Here is a 17704-nt window from a genome sequence, read left to right on the forward strand (position 1 = left end):
GCTTCGACCAAGGACTCCCCATGACTTCACCCGCTGCTCAAAGCCAGCCGGTTCGTGCCGCGCTCGCGGCATTTTTAGGCACGACCATCGAGTTCTACGACTTCTACACCTATGCCACCGCGGCGGCGCTCGTGCTGGGCGACGTGTTCTTTCCGGCGACCGATCCGTTTGTCAGCACGCTGGCGTCGTTCGCGACCTTCGCGGTCGGTTTCATCGCGCGCCCGCTCAGCGGCGCGGTGTTCGGGCACTGGGGCGACCGGCTGGGGCGCAAGAAGATGCTGATCTTGACGATGTTCCTGATGGGCGTGGCGACCACGGGCATTGGGCTGTTGCCTTCGTATGCATCGATTGGCGTGGCCGCGCCGGTAATCCTGATTCTGCTGCGCATCCTGCAAGGGATTGCGGTGGGCGGCGAGTGGGGCGGCGCCGTGCTGATGTCGAGCGAACACGCGGCGCCAGGGCGCAAGACGCTGTTCGCCTCGTTCCCGCAACTGGGCAGTCCCGCGGGCTTGCTGCTGTCGCTCATCACGTTTCGCCTCGTCTCATCGCTCGATCACGATGCCTTCGTGTCCTGGGGCTGGCGTCTGCCGTTTCTCGCGAGCTTCGTGTTGCTCATCGCGGGCGTGGTGGTGCGTCTGGGCGTGAACGAATCGCCTGAATTCGAGCGTGCAAAGCGCGAGAACCGTCGCGTCAAGGCACCCGTCAGGGAAGTGCTGCGCGATTACTGGAAGCCGATCGTCTATGCCGCTGCTGCGACGACGATTGGCTCCGCAGGCTTCTTCTTCACGAATACGTTCATGATTTCCTATGTCACGACGTTCCTGAAGATGCCGCGACCATTGATTCTCGATTGCCTGTTTGCGGTCACGATCATTCAGCTGGCTTCGCAGCCCATTTCCGCGCTGCTTGCCGAGCGTTTTGGCGATGCGCGTTTCCTGAGCGCTGCAGCGCTGCTGTCGATTTTCACGCCGTATCCGATGTTCATGCTCGTCAACAGCCAGCAGCCGGTGTTGATCGTGGCGGGGATCGCATTGGCGGTCGTCGTGCTGTCCGCTGTCTATGCCGTGATCGCGGGATTCATGACGCGTGCGTTTCCGACCCACCTGCGTTATTCGGGAATTTCGATCGCGTATCAACTGTGCGCGACCGTCGCTGGCGGTACGACGCCGTTGATCGGCACGATGGTCGCGCAGCACTATCGAGGCCAGTGGGTACCGCTCGCGCTGTTTTTCTCGCTGCTGTCGGTGATCTCGCTGGTTGGCATCGTCGCGCTTGCACGCTATCAGAGGCAGATCGAGCGGCAGATCGAGCCGTCGCACGTGACGGCCACCGGTTCCGTACAGACGTCCTGAAAGCACGGCCTTATTCCATTTTCTGAAAGCGATTCCCATGCAAATCGAACGCCCTCCAATTCCGGAATCCGAATGGTCTGCACGCGTCGAACTGGCCGCGCTGTATCGGCTTGTCGCGCACTTCGGCATGACCGACATGATCGACACGCATATCACCGCGCGGGTGCCCGGCCCCGAGCATCACTTCCTGATCAACCGCTATGGCGTGCTGTTCCATGAAATGCGCGCCTCCGACCTGGTCAAGATCGACGGGCAAGGGCGCGTCGTCGAGCCGATCCTCGAAGACGATCCCGCGCGCTATCGCGTCAACGCGGCGGGCTTCACGATCCATTCCGCGATTCACATGGCGCGCCCGGATCTGAGCTGCGTGATCCACACGCATACGGCGGCCGGGACGGCGGTGTCGGCGCAGCGGCAGGGTCTCCTGCCGATCAGCCAGCACGCGCTGAAGTTCTATGAGCGGCTTGCTTACCACGACTACGAGGGCATTGCGCTCGATCTTGGCGAGCGCGAGCGCCTGGTTCGCGATCTCGGTTCGCATAGCGCGATGATCCTGCGCAATCACGGCTTGCTGGTCGCGGGCCGGTCGGTGCCTGCCGCGTTCCAGAACATCTATTTTCTCGAACTCGCGTGCCAGATTCAGGTGCGCGCGCTGGCTGGCGGCGCCGAACTCAACGTGCCACCCGAAGCCGTATGCCGACTGGCGGCGCAACAGTTCGACCGCGACGAGGCTGCGGAAATCATCGCGCTGCAATGGCAGGCCGCGCTGCGGCTCATCGAAGGCGGCGCAACCGACTATCGCACCTGATTTCGCACCTGACATGACACGGATTGCCTTTCTCAGCGACGGGTTCGATCTGTCGCCGCTGTTCGCGCCGCTGCGCGAACGCTTGCCCGACCTGAAAATCGTCGGCGCTGACACGCAGGACGCCAACGACGCCAGTGATGCCGATGTCGCCGTGTGCTGGCGGCCGCCCGCTGGCGCGCTTGCGCGGCTGCCGTCGCTGCGCCTCGTGCATAGCATCGCGGCAGGCGTCGATCACATCCTCAATGACCCGCAACTGCCGGAGGTGCCGCTGTGTCGCGTGGTCGATCCTGCCCACGCACAGGGCATGGGGGAATTCGTGATGTGGGCGGTGCTGCATTTCCACCGCGAATTCGACCGCGTGCTGGCGAATCAGCGCGAGAAGCGCTGGCAGCGGTTTTCGCAGGTCGATGCCGGTGCGCGAACCATCGGCGTAATGGGGCTCGGCGCACTCGGGCGGCATGTCGCGTGCCTGCTGGCGCAGGCGGGGTTCCGCGTGCGCGGCTGGTCGCGCGAAAGCAAGACCATCGAGGGCGTCGAAACTTTCAGCGCGCACGAGATCGACGACTTTCTCGCCGGTAGCGAGATGCTGGTGTGTCTGCTGCCGTTGACGCCGCAGACGCATGGCATGATCGATCGCCGTCTGCTCGACCGTTTGCCGCGCGGCGCGAGGCTGATTCATGTGGGGCGCGGCGAACACCTGGTGGCGGCCGATGTGGTCGACGCGCTTGAGGATGGGCGGTTGGGCGGTGCGGTCATCGACGTTTTCGAGCGCGAACCGTTGCCCGCCGACGACCCGCTCTGGACAGCGCCCAACCTGATCGTCACGCCGCATATGGCGTCCGTGGCGAGCTTCGAACGGATCGCCGCGCAGATTGCCGATAACGTGGTGCGGCTACGCGAGGGTTTGCCGCTGGAAAACCTGGTGGACGTGGAGCGGGGATATTAAGCGCGGACGTGTCAGTCCGCTTGCCGTGAAATCGGTGTACAACGCAGCGGCACGCCGTTACGGCGCGCCGCTTTCATCCTGTTCCGCCTCTCCCGACAACTCGCCCGCGAACGCGCGAATACGGTCGAGGAAGACCGCTTCGGCGGCGCGCGGCTTGCGGTTGGCCGCCCATAGCAGCATGACGTCGAGATCCGCTATGCCCTCGGCGGGCGGCAGCCGCATCATGCGGCCCGCCGCGACCTGCGCCTGCCCGACATGCTCCGGCAGGCTGCCGATGCCAAACCCTGCAACGACCATCCGCACGACTTCGGCCATGCTCGCCGAGGTCGCCACCACACGCCCGGCGAGCCCCTGCTGATCGCGAAACACGCTGAGCACCGACAACGACGCGCCAAGCTGGTCGCCCGCAAAAGACACGAAATTCTCTTCGCGCAGATCGTCGACGGTGAGGCCGGTGCGCCCAAACAACGGATGGCGTCTGCCGCAAAAGAGCGCGTAGCGCTGCGGCATGAACAACTGCTGCGCGATCTTGCCGCCCACGCGGCGATTGAGGCTCAGCGCAGCCGTTGCGGTGTGCTGGAGCAGGGCGCTGGGCACGTCGGCGCTGGCCATGACCTGCACGTCGAGATCGATGTCGGGATAGTCGCGATGGAAGTCGCCGAGAAAATCGTCGTACGCATCCGACTGCACGCCGCTGACGGTGACGAGCCGCACTTGCCCCGACACGCTGTGATCGCCTGCGCCCACATCGCTGGCGAGCCGCGAGACGCTTCCGTAGATTTCCTCGGCCACCTCGCGCACTTCGTGGCCCGCGCGCGTGATGTCGATGCGAGGGCCGCTGCGCTGCACGAGCTTGCGGCCGAGCTGTTCCTCAAGACGCCGCAGCGCATGGCTGACTGCCGGTTGCGTGATGTGCAACTGCGCCGCTGCGCGGCTCACGCTCTGCTCGCGTGCAATGACGAGAAAGGTGCGCAGCAGGTTCCAGTCGAGCCGGTCGTTGATCAGTGCGGCGCGCACGCTGTGAGCCATCGCGGCCTCCTCCATATGCGGGGAAATGCGAGATTATAGGTGGCGCACCGGGGCCAAAGATATTGCCGTAGTTGCGATGTGAGCGCGATCCCACGCTAAATCTCCCGCCGGACTTTCGACCTGACAAAAACTTCGTTCCCTTGGTTAAGCCACTCCCTTAGAGTGCGAGCCAGGCCATCGTGCTTTTCATGTGCGCCAACCGTGCGCCGACTGTGCGCCAAACGTGCGATAGCGCGACAACGACAACAAGGGATTCCGGCAATGAAGACAAAAATCAGGGGCGCAGTGCTTCCCGCACTGCTGACGGCACTCCTCGCCGTGGCGTCGAGCGCGGCGCATGCCGATCGACTCGATGACATCAAGAAAGCGGGCGTGCTGCGCGTGGCCGCATTCGACAGCAATCCGCCGTTCGGTTCCGTCGATTCCACCAGCAACCAGATCGTCGGCCTCGACGTGGACTATGCGCGAGCCGTGGCGAAGAGCCTGGGCGTGAAGCTCGAAGTGCAGCCGACCAACCCGGCCAACCGTATTGCGTTCCTCAAATCGGGCAAGGTCGATCTCGTGTTCGCCAATTTCACGATCACGGACGAGCGCAAGAAGGAAGTCGATTTCAGCACGCCGTATTTCGCTTCAGGTACGCAGTTCATTGCGAAGAAGGGCGCGCTCAAGTCGCCCGACCAGCTCAATGGCCTGCGTATCGGCGCCGACAAGGGCACGACCAACGAGCAACAGGTGCGCGCGAAGTACCCGAACGCGACCATCGTGGCCTATGACGACACGCCTTTCGCGTTCGCCGCGCTTCGCACCGGCAACGTGCAGGCCATCACGCAGGACGGCCCGAAGCTCGTCGCGTTGCTCGCGCGCGTGCCCGACAAGGCGAACTACGAGATTGCGCCGTTCACCATCTCCAACGACTACGAAGGCGTTGGCGTGCCGAAGGGCGAGACGCGCCTGCTCGACGCCGTGAATACGACGCTCACGCACCTCGAAGCCGACGGCCAGGCCGCGCAGATCTACGACAAGTGGTTCGGCCCGAAGAGCGCCGCGCCGCTGCCGCGCCTCTTCAAGATCGGCGATACGCAAAAGAGCAGCTGATCCGCCATACCGGCATGCCGACCCGGGCCTCGCTTCACGAAGGCCCGGGCGCTGTGCTTTGTGTTGTTTGTGTTTCGATTTCCGCGTCCTGATTCATGCATAGCTGGCTTGAACCGAAGTATTTCGCGTGGCTCGAACAGGGCCTGGTCGTCACCTTGTTGCTGTCCGCCTGCGCGGGCGTGTGCGCCACGCTGCTCGGCTTCGTGCTGGCCATCGCGCGCACGGCGCGCAGTGCGGCGCTCGCGCGAGTTGCCGCGCTCTACGTCTTTGTGTTCCGCAATTCGCCGTTGCTGGTGCAACTGATGTTCTGGTATTTCGGCGCAGCGGCGTTGCTGCCGCCGGACTGGATGACATGGCTTAACAGCGCGCATGGCGTGTCGTGGGGGCCGTTCGCCTTGCACTGGCCGAGCTTCGAACTGCTCGCGGGCGGGATCGGCCTTACCTGCTATACGACGGCATTTATCGCAGAAGAATTTCGCGCCGGCATGCGCGGCGTGAGCGAGGCGCAGGCCCAGGCCGCCGCGGCGCTCGGCATGGGCCGGCTGAGTGCGCTGCGCTACGTGATCCTCCCGCAGGCGCTGCGCATCGCGACGCCGCCGCTCGCGGGGCAATACATGAATCTCGTGAAGAACTCCTCGCTTGCGATGGCGATTGGCGTGGCGGAACTCTCGTACATGTCGCGCCAGGTGGATACCGAAACGTTCAAGACATTCCAGGCCTTTGGTATTGCGACCGTGTTTTACGTGTTGACGATTGCGGTGATCGAAGTGGCGCTCGTAGTCTGGCAGCGCACCGGCACCCGCGCACTGTCGCGAGGTCACGCATGACGGAAATCGACGGGTTCTCGACCTTGCGCTATTTGCTGCTGGGTTCGTTTCCGGCGGGGCCCCTCGGCGGCGTTGCGCTGACGATCGCGCTTTCGGTGACATCGGCGCTGCTTGCGGCGCTGCTCGGTTTAGCGGGCGGCGTGGCGCTGGCCATGACGCGCGGCGTCGCCCATCTGGCGCTCACGGCCGTCGTGGCGTTCTTCCGCGCGATTCCCGTGCTGATGCTGATTTTCTGGACGTTTTTCCTGATGCCGATACTGCTGCACATCGACGTGCCCGGTCTCGCGACGGTCGTCTGCGCACTCGCGCTGATCGGCGGCGCGTATCTTTCGCACTCGGTCTACGCGGGCATTGTGTCGATCGGCGCAGGACAGCGCGACGCCGCGCTCTCGCTTGGCCTGACGCGATGGCAGGCGCTCAGGGACGTGGTGTTGCCGCAGGCCATACGCGTCATGGCGCCGTCGTTCATCAATCAGTGGGTGTCGCTCATCAAGGACACCTCGCTTGCGTACATCGTCGGCGTGCCGGAATTCACGTTCCTCGCCAATCAGCTCAATAACCGCTTGATGGTGTATCCCGCGCAGATTTTCCTGTTCGTCGGGCTCGTCTATCTGCTGCTGTGCGGCGCGCTCCAGGGCCTGGCCGGCTGGCTGCTCGGGAAACCGCGCCGCGGATCGCGGGCAGTTTGAGCGCTGCGTCTCCAGGGGGCGCGATATTGAAGCAATACGCGCCTCCTGCCAGTCATCTTCCAGCTATACAGAAAAACATATGGAAGATATGAATTGGTCATTTTACTTTGCATACCTGCTGGCATCTAATGGGTCGGGCCAGACCTGTAGATCGAGCCACGGCGCGACGCCAAAGGCTGCAAAGACCGGAGACAAGCATGCCATCACCCACGCGGCGCAACGCACGCTAGCCCGCGCGTAACTTTCACGCGGCGCAAGCAGCGCACCCACAACCTCAAGCATCGATTCCCGAACTCACGCAGCGCGCCCGTCAGGCGCACCGCGGGAAGGCACGCGTGCGCCGCCCGAAGCTCGCGTCCACCCGTTCGCACATTAAAAATCCGCAGCGGCGCGTGAGATGCGTGACCGCCTGCGCAGGAGACAACCATGGCAATCTCGCGCACCGTCGATGTGACGGCCTTTATCGACCGGCATCGCGTCTCGCGGTTTCAGACGCTGATCGTGGCGCTTTGCTTCCTGATCGTCGCCATCGATGGCTTCGATACGGCGGCGATCGGCTTCATCGCGCCAGTGCTGCACACGCAGTGGCAGCTGGGGGCGGCTCAACTCGCGCCGCTGTTCGGTGCGGGTCTTGCGGGGCTGATGGTCGGCGCGCTGGCGTTCGGGCCGTTCGGCGACCGGGTGGGGCGCAAGCGCCTGCTGCTGGTGTGCGTGAGCGCATTCGGGCTGGCGAGCGCGATGTCCGCGTTCGCGCCCTCGCTCGGCGTGCTGGTTGCGCTGCGCTTTCTCACGGGCCTTGGCCTGGGCGGCGCCATGCCGAATGCGATCACGCTGACTTCGGAGTACTGCCCGGCCGCGCGCCGGTCGTTCCTCGTCACGACGATGTTCTGCGGTTTCACGATTGGCTCGGCGCTGGGGGGATTCGCCGCGGCGGCGCTCATCGAGCATTACGGCTGGCGCGCGGTGCTGCTGGTGGGCGGCGTCGCACCGCTCGCGCTGGTGCCGCTGCTGGCGTGGCAACTGCCGGAGTCGGTGCGCTATCTCGCGGGCCGTGGCGAACACGCCGGACACCGCGAACGCATCAAGCAGACGCTCACCCGCCTCGCCCCGGACGCCGATCCCGCCGATCTCGCCGACGTAGTGTTCACCGCTTCCGCCACGAAGGCTGGCGGCTCGCCGGTGGGGCAACTGTTCCGCCCCGAACTGCTGCGCGGCACGCTGCTCATGTGGCTGGCGTTCTTCATGAGCCTGCTGGTGATCTACCTGCTGTCGAGCTGGCTGCCCACGCTGCTGCGCTCGACGGGCGCTTCGCTGCGCACGGCCGCGCTCGTCACGGCGATGTTCCAGGTGGGCGGCACGCTCGGCGCGATCGTGCTCGGCTGGCTCATGGATCGGCTCAATCCGTGTTTCGTGCTTGGCGCGAGCTACGCGGCGGCGGGCGTATTTACCGCCGCCATCGGCTCGCTGGCAGCGTCGCCGTGGCTTGCGGCGCTTGCCGTGTTCCTCGCGGGATTCTGCGTATCGGGCTCGCAGGTGGGCGCCAATGCGCTTTCGGCGGCGTTTTATCCGACCGATTGCCGGGCCACCGGCGTGAGCTGGGCAAATGGCGTGGGACGGCTGGGATCGGTGGTCGGCTCGGTCGCGGGCGGCGCCATGCTGTCGATGGGCTTGAGCCTGCAAGCGGTCTTTGTGATCGTCGGCGTGCCTGCGGTGGTGGCGGGCATTGCGATGGCGGCGCTCGGGCGGTGGCGCAACCACGCGAGCGTCATGCCGCAGGACGACCTGCTGCTCAGCGGCGAATAAGGCGCGCACAAACACGGCGAGCGCGCCGTATGCAGCGACACAAAAAATAAACGACGCACGCACGAGCGACGTCGATACATCTGGAGATCGTTCAATGAAAAAACTTATCGCCGCGGCCTGCGGGGCCGCGTTCGGCATGGCCGCAACCCAATTGGCCCACGCCCAGTCGAGCGTGACGCTTTACGGCATCCTGGACACCGGCATCGAATACGTCACGCACGCCAACCGGCAGGGCGACAGCCTCGTGCGTATGCCGGGCATCACGGGCGAAATGCCATCGCGCTGGGGACTGCGCGGCACCGAAGCACTGGGCGGCGGGTTATCGACGGTATTCGTGCTCGAAAGCGGCTTTAACGTGCGCGGCGGCGACAGCGGCCAGGGCGGCCGACTTTTCGGGCGCCAGGCCTGGGTCGGCCTGCAAGGGCCCTTCGGGACACTGAGCCTGGGGCGCCAGTACACGATGACCTTCTGGGCGATCCAGGACTCGGACGTGCTCGGGCCGGATATCTACGGCGGCACCGGCACATTCGACAACTACGTGCCCAATGCCCGCAGCGACAACACCCTCGCCTGGAAGGGCTCATGGCAGGGCGTCACGGCCGGTGCGACCTGGTCGTTCGGGCGCGATTCGGCGGGCACGGGGAACTCGCCTGGACAGGGCACGTGCGCGGGGCAAACGCCGGGCGATTCGCAGGCCTGCCGGCAATGGTCGGCGATGCTGCGCTACGACGCGCCCGCGGGCTTTGGCGTGGCTGCGGCCTATGACCAGCAACGCGGCGGCGCGGGCGCAGCGGCGAACTTCTTCGACGGCGTGACGCCCATCACGCTGACGAATTCAGGCGACACCGACACGCGCATCCAGTTGAACGGGTATGCACACGTAGGGCCGGTGAAGGTGGGCGGCGGCTGGCTCGGTCGCCGCGTCGATACGGCTGCAAGCGCGCTGCCGAACGTGCAGTCGAACCTCTACTATGTGACGGCGTCCTGGTACGCGACGCCGTCATGGCTCATCGACGGAGGCGTCTACCGCATGATCAACGGCGACCAGGACGCGCGCGGCACGCTGGTTACGCTACGCAGCACGTATCTGCTTTCGAAGCGCTCGGCCGTGTATCTGCAGGGCGGTTATCTCGCCAATAGCGCGCACGCGGCCTATGCGATCAGCCAGGGCGGCGCGGGTGCGTCGCCGGGGGCGGGCATGTCGCAGCTTGGTCTGATGGCGGGGATCCGGCAGATGTTCTGAGCCGCATGTAGTTGCGCGTGCAACATTATGGCGCAGCGGGTGTCCTGGCGATGAACATCACGTGCAGCGTGTCCGGCGGCGTGAAATTTTCACGCGTGGCAACGAAGCGCGTCGGCGAGACTTTTTTCAGGTCGCCGGGAAAGCACAGCGACAGGACGTCCGTAGGCGCGGCCTTATCCAGCGTCAGGGAGTAGTGGCCGACCGGCCCGGACGGCAACGCGCCCGATGCGGTGTCGATCAGGACATCGAACTGGATCGATCCAGCATCGATGCGGTCATTGACGTTCTTGCGCATCGTGTCGTTCACGCAGACTGAACCGGCATCGCTGGCCGATAGCGGATAGCTGGCATTGATGCCCACGGCCGCCTTGTAATCCAGTGCGATGGCGACGGTCTTGCCAGCCGGGAAGGCTTGCGTCCACGTCCGCGTTACCCGTACGGGCGACATCATGCCGTCCACATGCGCGACGGCCACGCGATCGATGTGAAGCGTCTGCGGCGCGCCGTTCACCTTGACGCTCAACGCGAGGGGATTGGCCGCGTCGGCGCCATCCAGTGCGCGTTCGGCTTCCAGCGGCGCGCGGTCGAAGACCGGCAGTGGAAACGACGCCTGGCGCATCAGGTCGTGGTTGCCGGTGTTGCGAATGACGTATTCCAGGTGAACACGATCGGCGGTGACGCTGAGGTGTTCGTCGTCCAGCGCCAGTCCGCTGCTATCGGACAAGTGAAGTCCGCCGGTGGGGACGGCGCTGATCACGTCGCTCGCGTGAGCGGGAAGCGCCATCGCAGCGAACAGGAAAGCGCCGAGTGAAAGCGTCGCTCGCTTGCGCAGCGGCTTGAGTCGGTCAGTGGCGGGGCACGGCAAAACGTTGGGCAAAACTCTTCTCCTCGTCGATGCATAAGGCCGGGGCAGGCGAACTATACACGGCCTTTGGCAACGTCGAGGCTCAGGAGTCGAAGCACGCGATTGTCGGTTAATCGATTAACCACAACCTGCTAATTAGCGATTACGGATGCCTCTCCTGCAAATACTTGTGCACGAACGCAATCGCCATGCTTCCTTCGCCAACCGCCGATGCCACCCGCTTGATCGGGCTCAGTCGCACGTCGCCGCAGGCGAAAATGCCGGGCACGCTCGTTTCTAGCAGGTAAGGATCGCGCGTGTGCGACCAGCGTCCTGCCTTGACGACATCGTCGCCGGTCAGGACGTAGCCCCGCTCGTTGCGCGCAATGCCCGCGGGCAGCCAGGCCGTTTCCGCGTCGGCGCCGATGAAAACAAACAACCCTCCGCAATCGTGGCGGCTGACGCTCGCGCTCGCCTTGTCGACGATGTCGATGGCGCCCAGATGGGTCTCGCCGTATGCGCCGACTACTTCGGCCTGCAACCTGACCGCCACGTTCGACTTCCTGGCGAGCTGCTCGACCAGATAGCGCGACATGCTTTTCTCCAGCGCGTCGCCGCGCACCACCAGCGTCACCTGGCGCGCGTGGCTGGAGAAGTAGAGCGCGGCCTGTCCGGCCGAGTTGCCGCCGCCGATCAGGTACACGTCCAGTCCATGCGTCGCGCCCGCCTCGTTGCGCGACGCGCCGTAGTAGATGCCTTTGCCGATGAAGCGGTCGAAGCCGTCGATGGCCAGCCGCCGCCACGTAACGCCGGTCGCAAGAATGAGCGTGCGCGCACCGATAACGTCGCCGCCGTCGAGTTGCAACTGGCGCGCTTCGACGTCGATGCCCGCCACGGAACGCGTCACCAGGATCTCCGCGCCAAGCCGCTTTGCCTGCAATAAGGCGCGGTTGGCTAGCTCGTCGCCGGACACGCCGTTTGGGAAGCCAAGGTAGTTTTCGATGCGCGACGAAGTGCCGGCCTGTCCGCCTGGCGCTTCGCGTTCGACCACGATGGTGCGCAAGCCCTCGGACGCGCCATAGACGGCGGCCGCCAGGCCAGCCGGGCCGCCGCCGACGATCACCGCGTCGTAGTCGGCAAGCTGGGGCTGGGTCTGCAGACCGAGTCGCCCGGCGAGTTCTCGTATCGTCGGGCGGTTGAGGAGGGTGCCGTCGGCGAGGCGCAGCGCCGGGCATTGCGGCCCGGACGGGCAGTCTCCGGGCCAGCGCCTGGCCAGTTCCGGGGAATCGGGCGCGATCCAGTCGCAGCTGATCTGGTTGCGTTCGAGAAACTGGCGCAAGCCGAGGCAGTCCGCGTCCCAGCGCTCGCCGACCAGGGTCACGCGCGGCCTGGGCGGTTCGGCGGAAAGGCCCTGCAGCCCGCCGATGCGCTCGCGTGCGAGCGCGCCCATTTTTTCCGCGACCTGCGGCGACGCCGCCGCGAGCGCGTAATAGTGCGCTGCGTCAACGCGCATGACGCGCGACGGTTCCGCTGCCCGATAGGCGCCCGGAAACGGCGAACTCAGCGCGAGCGGCACCTCGCCGAAGATGGTGCCGGGCAAGCGCCACCCGAGCGTGCGCTCGACGCCGTCGAACAGCTTGACCACTTCGATCTTGCCCGCGAGCACGGCATAGAGCGCGCGCTCCGCGCCTTCATGAACCGCGAATTCGCCGCTGCACAGGTGCAGGTCGGCCGATGTGTGCGCGAGATGGTCGAGTTCGGCGTCGCCAAGCGAGGCGAAAAGCGGGATGGCGCGAAGGTCGTCGGCGGTCAGCATGATTCGTTATCCCTGGCAGACAATGAATCGCAGTGCGGGAAGGGGCGTACCTGATCCGAACCAGTATAGGTCGGGCTGTCGCGCCCGCGTGACCTGGAGACACGCGCTCTTCGTGTATAAATGGGCAACCGAAGACAACTGGAGCCGTCCGTGGCCGACCTTCCGCCCGACAACCCGTCCGACAACAACCAGCCCGCAGCGCAAGGCGCGCGCACCGGCATTTCGCGGCGCGCCAGATTCTGGATCCTGTGCGGCGGCGTTGTCGTGCTGCTGGGCATCCTGCTGACGATATTCAATCCCTTCCGCGAGAAGCTCGACGAGCATGCGCTGGGCGAGCTGGGATTCTTCTCGGGCGTCTGCAATGACGGGGGCAACGCCGCGGTCGCCCCCGAGCCGGGCTGCCTCTCGCTACGGGCGAAGCCGACCTTGACGACGGCGCAGCTTGCCGCCGCCGTTCCGCATCTCGACAAGATTGACCGCAAACTGCAGTTGAGCCTGGCGGACACGGCGATCGATAACATCGACGCGCTGAAAGATCTGGACAATCTCGAATCGCTCGACCTCACTGGCACCCAGGTCTGGAACATCGACGCGCTGCAGGGCATGCGTTCCCTGACGACGCTCGTGCTGCACCGTACCCAGATCCAGAACCTCGATGCGGTGAAAGGGCTGACCGGTCTGCAATCGCTGATTCTCTGGGACACCGGGGTCGCGAATCTCGATGCGCTGAAGGACTTGAGCGACCTGCGGCAGCTCGACTTGCGCGATACGCAGGTTCGCGACCTGGATGTGCTGGCGAAGCTGCCTCACCTGGACACGCTCAAGCTCGGCGGCGCGAGAAACGTCAAGAACATCAAGCCGATCGGACAGCTGGATGCGCTGAAGACGCTCGACCTCAACGAAACACAGGTCGACCGTCTTGACGCCCTGAAGAGCCTGCACGACCTTCAGGCGCTTTATCTGGCGAACACGCCGGTGCGCGATGTCGATGTGCTGGCGGACATGCCCAACCTGACGACGCTCGTGCTCGACGGGTCGAAAGTCGAGAACATCGACGCGATGCGGGGGCTGCTCCAGTTGCAGACGCTGGTGCTGTCGCGCACGCAGGTGACGGACATCGGGGCGCTCAAGGGGCTGACGAAGCTGCAGCGGCTCAACCTGTCCGATACCGATGTCGAGAAGATCGACGCATTGAGCGACCTGAAGCACCTTGAAACGCTCAATCTCTTTCGCACCGACGTGCAGGACGTCGATGCGCTGAAGGGGCTCACGGGGCTGCGCGAACTCTATCTGGCGAACACGCCGGTCAGGAACGTCGATGTGCTCAAAGGCCTGACCGGGCTGCGGGAGCTGGTGCTCTATGGCTCGCAGGCCAGCAACGTCGACGACCTCAAGGCCGCTTTGCCGAACACGCGGATTGTCTGGTAGCGCGCGTTCGGCCCGCACTCAGGGCCGCACTCAGGGCCGCACTCAGGCCCGCACGCGCGTCTTCTGCGGATCGTAGAACACCGGCGCGCCCACGCGCGCGTCGATGCGCTTTTGCTGGCCGTCCAGCTTGCCGATCTGCACAAGCGTGCCGGGCTCCCGGTAACGCGCGTCCACGCGGCACAGCGCAATCGTGCGCCCGAGCAGCGGCGAGCGCGTCGCGCTCGTCACGACCCCCACCTGCGCGCGCCCGACATGCACGCAGTCGCCGTGATGCACCAGTTCGTTGCCGTCGATCTCCAGGCCCACCAGCGCATGGCGGGGATGCGCGTGGCGCTCCAGCAGCGCCTCGCGGCCGATGAAATCGTCGGCCTTGCTCTTGAGCGGCACCGTGAAGCCGATGCCCGCCTCGAACGGATCGGTCTCGTCGGAGAACTCGTGCCCCGCGAACACGAGCCCGGCCTCGATGCGCAGCATGTCGAGCGCGTCGAGCCCAAGCGGCGCAATGCCGTAGCGCTGCCCGGCCTGCCACACGCGATCCCAGACCGCGCCCGCATCGCGTGGGTGGCACCACAGTTCGTAGCCCAGCTCTCCCGTGTAGCCGGTGCGCGTGACCATCAGCGGCGGCCCGTCATGCGCGCCAAGCCGCCCGGTCAGCAGCCGGAACCAGCCCAGCTCCGCTAGCGCGGGCTGGGTCGGCGGCGACCAGACGATCTCGCGCAGCAGGTCGCGGCTCGCCGGGCCCTGCACGGCGACGTTATGGATGTGCTCGCTGGCCGACTTGACCCACACTTTCATGCCGAGCGCGGCCGCCTGTTCGCGCAGCCAGATGCCCGCGTAGTCCTCGCCGCAGATCCAGCGGAATGCGTCGAGGCCCAGGCGCAGCAGCGTGCCGTCGTCGAGCATGCCGCCGTGCGGATAGCACATCGCCGAATACACCACCTGGCCCACGGCGAGCTTGCGCACGTCGCGCGTGAGGCAGTGCTGGAGCAGCGCTTCGGCGTCCGGGCCGAGCACTTCGAATTTGCGCAGCGCGCTCAGGTCGATCATCGCCACGCGTTCGCGGCATGCGTGGTATTCGTCGATGGCGCCGTGATTGTCGTAGGCGCTGGCGAGCCACCAGCCGCGGTATTCGGCAAAGCGCCGCGTGAGTGCCGAGGTGCGCGGATGGAAGCCGCTTTCGTGGGTCAGGATGGGATCGGCGTCCGGGGTGCTGCGCGTGGCCATGGACACGGAAATGCGCTCCTTGTCCGCGTAGGTGCGGATCTGGATATCGGTGGGCTGCCAGCCGTTGGCCGGGTCGATGTCGTCGGGACAGGACGTGCTCACGCACACGAGGTCGGTGAGCGCGCGCAGCAGCACGTAGTCGCCAGGGCGCGACCACGGCTCGTCCACGGCGATCTGCTGCTGCGCGCCGATCGACGTGTTGAAGAAGAAGTTGATCGCGGGCCAGCCGGGCCTCGCCTGGACGCCGTAGGGCGCGAGCGCCGCGCTCATGTTGTCGCTGCAATTGGCGTGACCGAAATAGCCCTGCGATTCGTAATAGCGCGCCGTGCAGGCGAGCGCGAAGGTGTCGTGGCGGCCCACAGTGTCGCGCACGACTTCGAGCATCGGCTGCATGTTGCGGTCGAAGAACTTCGCGTAGAGGCCGGGCAGCGGGTAGGCGTTGCCGTTGAGCGTGCGCGTGACGGTCGGGTCGAGGTCGAGCGTCACGCCGCGTTCCAGCGAGGCGCGCTCGAAGGCCACGAAATCGGAGCACTGGCGCCCGGCCACGTCGAGCAACTGGATATATTCGCCCGCGCGCACGGTGTAGGCGCGCGCGGTGCCGGGATGGATCGTGAAGTCCGCAAGCGGATCGGCGAGCGGATCGGGCAACGGCGGTGCGCTCACGAGCGCGGGATTGGCGCGTGCAATCGTCAGGCGCAGGTCGGTGGGAGCGTGCTGCGTGTCCACCGACCCGTCCCGTGCCGGTGCGGCCACGACGACCACGAGCGCCTGTTGCGCGACGAGGCGGCGCGTGTGCCCCGGCGGCGTGTCGTGCGCCCAGAGCTGCGCGGCGGCGTGGGGCGCGCAGGCGTCGCAGCCGCGCCGCGCGAGCGCCTGGCGGGTGCGTGCCGCGTCAGGCGTCGCGCTGCTCAGGAGATCGGCGATAAAGCGCGCGTGCGCCGACGCCTGCAAGCCCAGCGCGCCAGGCAGGGGCGTGCCGTGCGCGGCGTCGAAGGCGGCGAGTTCGGCGGCCTGAAGGCCTTCGACATCGACGATATCGAGCGCGTCGCCCGCCTGCAGCGCGACGACGGTGCAGCCGCCGCCCGCGACGCGATATCGCTCGTGCGCGGGCGCGTGGGCGAACAGCGCGGGTTCATGGGGCCGTGTGACGACGGGGCGGCGGATCAGCATGCGGGTGGCCTCCGGTGCTTGCGGCTTAAGCGGGTTGTTTCGTGGTGGGCGTGGCGGACGTTGCGGGTGTAGTCCCGCACGCCGCAGGCTCGCCGAGATACGCCGCCATCGAATCGTCGAGCGCCTTGATCCACGGCGTGTGATGCGGCGGCGACTGCGTGCCGGTCATCAGCGAGCGATAGGACTTGTTGCGGTAGCCCATGATGTCCTCGTGCTTGTCGTGCTTCCACGCGAGGAAGGTGCGGTTCACGCCCGCGATATCGAAGCTCGGATAGTCGGTCGCGTCCACCAGTTGCTCGATATAGCTGCCCTGGAACTCGAACATCTCCTGATTGGTCGCGAGCGTCTCTTCGCGCGCGCGCCATGCCAGGCTGTGCGCGGTCATGACGTCGCGCGAGGGCAGTGCGATGCGCCCGAGTATGACGTCGCGCGCGTACCATGCCTGGGCGTCGAACATGTTGAACGAGTACCAGAGATCCTGCATGCCCAGATAGATGAGGCGCGGATTGTCCTCCCAGAAAATGCCTTGATAAAGGCCCAGCGGCCAGAGACGGTTGTTCGTCTTCAGACGCAATGCATCGGGCAGGAAGGGGAAATGATGCTTGTAGCCCGTGCACAGAATGATGGCGTCGATGTGCTTGACGCTGTCGTCAGCGAAATGCGCGACGTTGCCAGCCATGCGCTGGAGCAGCGGCTTTTCTTCCCAGGTGGCGGGCCAGTGGTAGCCCATCGGCGCGCTGCGGTAGCAGCTCGTGATGCTGCGCGCGCCATATTTGTAGCATTGCGAACCAATATCTTCGGCTGAATAGCTGCTGCCGATCAGCAGGACATCCTTGTTCTTGAATTCAAGCGCGTCGCGAAAGTCGTGCGCGTGCAGGATGCGGCCGCCGAAGCTTTCGAAGCCCGCAAACGTGGGTGCATGCGGCGTCGAAAAATGCCCGCAGGCGTTCACGACGTAATCGAAGTCTTCCGTGCGCGCGACATCGTTGGCGAGATCGTGGCTCGTGAGCGAAAACTTGCCGCTCGCTTCGTCGTAGCGCACGTCGCGCACAACGGTGTTGAAGCGGATCGCGTCGCGCACACCAGCCTTTTCCACGCGGCCCTTGATGTAGTCCCACAGCACCTCGCGCGGCGGATACGAAGCGATCGGCTTGCCGAAGTGTTCCTCGAAGGTATAGTCGGCGAACTCCAGGCATTCCTTCGGCCCGTTCGACCAGAGATAGCGGTACATGCTGCCGTGCACGGGCTCGCCGTTTTCGTCGCTGCCGGTGCGCCAGGTGTAGTTCCACATGCCGCCCCAGTCGGCCTGTTTCTCGAAGCAGACCAGTTCGGGCGTCTGAACGCCCTGGTCGCGCGCCGATTGAAATGCGCGCAGTTGCGCCATGCCGGAGGGGCCGGCGCCAATGATGGCTACACGTTGCGTCATGGTG

The 17704-nt window shown here is 65.5% G+C and carries 14 protein-coding genes; 9 read left to right on the top strand and 5 right to left on the bottom strand.

Annotation, left to right across the window (positions count from 1 at the left end; genetic code table 11):
* Positions 1-20: 20 nt before the first annotated feature.
* Genes BBA01S_RS28130 through BBA01S_RS28140 form a run of 3 tightly spaced genes read left to right on the top strand, consistent with a single transcriptional unit; the run spans position 21 to position 3106 of the window.
* Positions 21-1352, top strand: coding sequence for an MFS transporter (locus BBA01S_RS28130; protein WP_027819368.1), 1332 nt, complete (start codon positions 21-23; stop codon positions 1350-1352).
* Positions 1353-1389: 37 nt separating this feature from the next.
* Complete coding sequence (locus BBA01S_RS28135) at positions 1390-2160, top strand: class II aldolase/adducin family protein (RefSeq protein WP_042298023.1); 771 nt, start codon at positions 1390-1392, stop codon at positions 2158-2160.
* 13 nt (positions 2161-2173) lie between these two features.
* Entirely contained in the window at positions 2174-3106 is a 933-nt protein-coding gene (locus tag BBA01S_RS28140) for a 2-hydroxyacid dehydrogenase (protein WP_027819370.1), read from the top strand.
* A gap of 57 nt (positions 3107-3163) precedes the next feature.
* Here the strand turns inward: BBA01S_RS28140 and BBA01S_RS28145 are convergent, their stop codons facing one another.
* Complete coding sequence (locus tag BBA01S_RS28145) at positions 3164-4135, bottom strand: LysR family transcriptional regulator (protein WP_027819371.1); 972 nt, start codon at positions 4133-4135, stop codon at positions 3164-3166.
* Positions 4136-4396: 261 nt separating this feature from the next.
* Between BBA01S_RS28145 and BBA01S_RS28150 the strand changes: the two genes are divergently transcribed.
* The 5 genes from BBA01S_RS28150 to BBA01S_RS28170 all read left to right on the top strand — a co-directional run bounded on the left by BBA01S_RS28150 (position 4397) and on the right by BBA01S_RS28170 (position 9792).
* Positions 4397-5230 carry an ABC transporter substrate-binding protein gene (locus BBA01S_RS28150; protein ID WP_027819372.1) on the top strand — a complete coding sequence of 278 codons (834 nt, stop codon included), beginning with the start codon at positions 4397-4399 and terminating at the stop codon, positions 5228-5230.
* Positions 5231-5325: 95 nt separating this feature from the next.
* A complete protein-coding gene (locus tag BBA01S_RS28155) occupies positions 5326-6057 on the top strand; it encodes an amino acid ABC transporter permease (RefSeq protein WP_027819373.1) in 732 nt (243 codons plus the stop codon).
* The gene (locus BBA01S_RS28160; protein WP_027819374.1) at positions 6054-6746 is read left to right on the top strand and encodes an amino acid ABC transporter permease; all 693 of its coding nucleotides are present in this window, start codon (positions 6054-6056) and stop codon (positions 6744-6746) included. Before BBA01S_RS28155 ends, BBA01S_RS28160 begins: the two co-directional genes overlap by 4 nt.
* Before the next feature lie 426 nt (positions 6747-7172).
* A complete protein-coding gene (locus tag BBA01S_RS28165; RefSeq protein ID WP_027819375.1) occupies positions 7173-8549 on the top strand; it encodes an MFS transporter in 1377 nt (458 codons plus the stop codon).
* Between the two features lie 94 nt (positions 8550-8643).
* Positions 8644-9792 (top strand): porin, encoded by a 1149-nt coding sequence (locus BBA01S_RS28170; protein WP_027819376.1) that lies wholly within the window; start codon positions 8644-8646, stop codon positions 9790-9792.
* Positions 9793-9817: 25 nt separating this feature from the next.
* On the opposite strand, the gene BBA01S_RS28175 is transcribed toward BBA01S_RS28170, so the two are convergent.
* Positions 9818-10669: a DUF4424 family protein gene (locus BBA01S_RS28175; protein ID WP_042298024.1), complete on the bottom strand. Its 852-nt coding sequence runs from the start codon at positions 10667-10669 to the stop codon at positions 9818-9820.
* Positions 10670-10799: 130 nt separating this feature from the next.
* Positions 10800-12452 (bottom strand): FAD-dependent oxidoreductase, encoded by a 1653-nt coding sequence (locus tag BBA01S_RS28180; protein ID WP_027819378.1) that lies wholly within the window; start codon positions 12450-12452, stop codon positions 10800-10802.
* A 150-nt stretch (positions 12453-12602) separates the two neighbouring features.
* On the opposite strand from BBA01S_RS28180, the gene BBA01S_RS28185 reads away from it, so the two are divergent.
* Entirely contained in the window at positions 12603-13880 is a 1278-nt protein-coding gene (locus tag BBA01S_RS28185) for a leucine-rich repeat domain-containing protein (protein ID WP_027819379.1), read from the top strand.
* A gap of 42 nt (positions 13881-13922) precedes the next feature.
* Here the strand turns inward: BBA01S_RS28185 and BBA01S_RS28190 are convergent, their stop codons facing one another.
* Both BBA01S_RS28190 and BBA01S_RS43070 read right to left on the bottom strand, forming a co-directional pair.
* The gene (locus BBA01S_RS28190) at positions 13923-16274 is read right to left on the bottom strand and encodes a DUF1989 domain-containing protein (RefSeq protein ID WP_174479184.1); all 2352 of its coding nucleotides are present in this window, start codon (positions 16272-16274) and stop codon (positions 13923-13925) included.
* A 25-nt stretch (positions 16275-16299) separates the two neighbouring features.
* On the bottom strand, positions 16300-17700 hold the full coding sequence (locus BBA01S_RS43070; RefSeq protein WP_042298025.1) for an NAD(P)-binding domain-containing protein: 1401 nt from the start codon (positions 17698-17700) through the stop codon (positions 16300-16302).
* Between the last annotated feature and the right edge of the window lie 4 nt (positions 17701-17704).

This window comes from Paraburkholderia bannensis NBRC 103871 (assembly GCF_000685015.1).
In the GTDB taxonomy this organism is placed as follows: domain Bacteria; phylum Pseudomonadota; class Gammaproteobacteria; order Burkholderiales; family Burkholderiaceae; genus Paraburkholderia; species Paraburkholderia bannensis.

Bases quoted from the DNA above. Each gene is read 5' to 3' on its own strand.
- BBA01S_RS28130 (WP_027819368.1), top strand. From the start codon at position 21: ATGACTTCACCCGCTGCTCAAAGCCAGCCGGTTCGTGCCGCGCTCGCG.
- BBA01S_RS28135 (WP_042298023.1), top strand. From the start codon at position 1,390: ATGCAAATCGAACGCCCTCCAATTCCGGAATCCGAATGGTCTGCACGC.
- BBA01S_RS28140 (WP_027819370.1), top strand. From the start codon at position 2,174: ATGACACGGATTGCCTTTCTCAGCGACGGGTTCGATCTGTCGCCGCTG.
- BBA01S_RS28145 (WP_027819371.1), bottom strand. From the start codon at position 4,135: ATGGCTCACAGCGTGCGCGCCGCACTGATCAACGACCGGCTCGACTGG.
- BBA01S_RS28150 (WP_027819372.1), top strand. From the start codon at position 4,397: ATGAAGACAAAAATCAGGGGCGCAGTGCTTCCCGCACTGCTGACGGCA.
- BBA01S_RS28155 (WP_027819373.1), top strand. From the start codon at position 5,326: ATGCATAGCTGGCTTGAACCGAAGTATTTCGCGTGGCTCGAACAGGGC.
- BBA01S_RS28160 (WP_027819374.1), top strand. From the start codon at position 6,054: ATGACGGAAATCGACGGGTTCTCGACCTTGCGCTATTTGCTGCTGGGT.
- BBA01S_RS28165 (WP_027819375.1), top strand. From the start codon at position 7,173: ATGGCAATCTCGCGCACCGTCGATGTGACGGCCTTTATCGACCGGCAT.
- BBA01S_RS28170 (WP_027819376.1), top strand. From the start codon at position 8,644: ATGAAAAAACTTATCGCCGCGGCCTGCGGGGCCGCGTTCGGCATGGCC.
- BBA01S_RS28180 (WP_027819378.1), bottom strand. From the start codon at position 12,452: ATGCTGACCGCCGACGACCTTCGCGCCATCCCGCTTTTCGCCTCGCTT.
- BBA01S_RS28190 (WP_174479184.1), bottom strand. From the start codon at position 16,274: ATGCTGATCCGCCGCCCCGTCGTCACACGGCCCCATGAACCCGCGCTG.
- BBA01S_RS43070 (WP_042298025.1), bottom strand. From the start codon at position 17,700: ATGACGCAACGTGTAGCCATCATTGGCGCCGGCCCCTCCGGCATGGCG.